We start from the raw sequence: 851 nt of genomic DNA on the forward strand, positions 1-851 counted from the left end.
GACTGGTCGCGGCCGGTGGCTACCGCAACGCGCCGATCACCGCCGTGGCGGCCGAGGCCGGCGTATCCACCGGCCTGATCTACCGCCACTTTCCGTCCAAGGCCGAACTGTTCGTCGAGGTGCTGACCGCGGCCGTGGAGCACGAGCTGGAGATTCTCGAGGCCATTGCCGATGAGCCCCTGCCTGCAGCGCAGCGGCTGCAACGGGCGGTGGCCTCGTTCGTGCGTCGCGCCATGGCCGGTCCCGGGCTGGCCTATGCCTTCATTGCCGAGCCGGTGGACCCGGACGTGGAAGCCGAGCGTATCCGCTGCCGGCGGCTGTTCGGCGATGTATTCAAGCGCATCCTGGAAGACGGCGTGCGTAGCGGCGAGCTGCCTGCGCAGGATCTGGATGTGAGCGCGGCTTGCATCGTCGGGGCGTTCACCGAGGCGCTGGTCGGGCCGACCGCACCCAGCCGCGAGGGCCTGCGCGATGGCGAACATCTGGTGACGGCCATCAGCGCGCTGTGTCTGCGTGCCGCCGGCGCCCGCCTGCAGGCGTAATCCACGCGCGCCGGATGCTGCATCGCCACACGCCCGCACGCACGTTCACCCGTTGCGGGCGGTAGCGGACGCTGGTCTATACTCGCCCGGCAACTGCTGGTCCACCGACTACTCGCCCGGGGTGATGAGACGTGCGGAATTACGACCTAGAGTTTCTGAAGCGCTTTTCCATCGTGATCGGTTTTCTGGCCATCGTCACGATCGGTTTGATTGTTTTCGCTTTTTTCCTGCATCGCACGATTCCCGGTGAAGTCTCCCCGCAGGCGACCAAACGCACCGAACAGCGCATCGCGCCGATCGGCGCGGTCG

The 851-nt window shown here is 67.0% G+C and carries 1 protein-coding gene and 1 pseudogene; both read left to right on the forward strand.

Translation table 11 applies throughout. From position 1 onward, the window contains the following. The coding region (locus JCM9942_RS17120; RefSeq protein ID WP_054661021.1) for a TetR/AcrR family transcriptional regulator at positions 1-542 on the forward strand (542 nt) is incomplete at its 5' end. Between the two features lie 131 nt (positions 543-673). After that, a pseudogene (locus tag JCM9942_RS20400) lies at positions 674-851 on the forward strand (c-type cytochrome); the annotation flags it as partial.

Source organism: Stenotrophomonas pictorum JCM 9942 (genome assembly GCF_001310775.1).
In the GTDB taxonomy this organism is placed as follows: domain Bacteria; phylum Pseudomonadota; class Gammaproteobacteria; order Xanthomonadales; family Xanthomonadaceae; genus Stenotrophomonas; species Stenotrophomonas pictorum.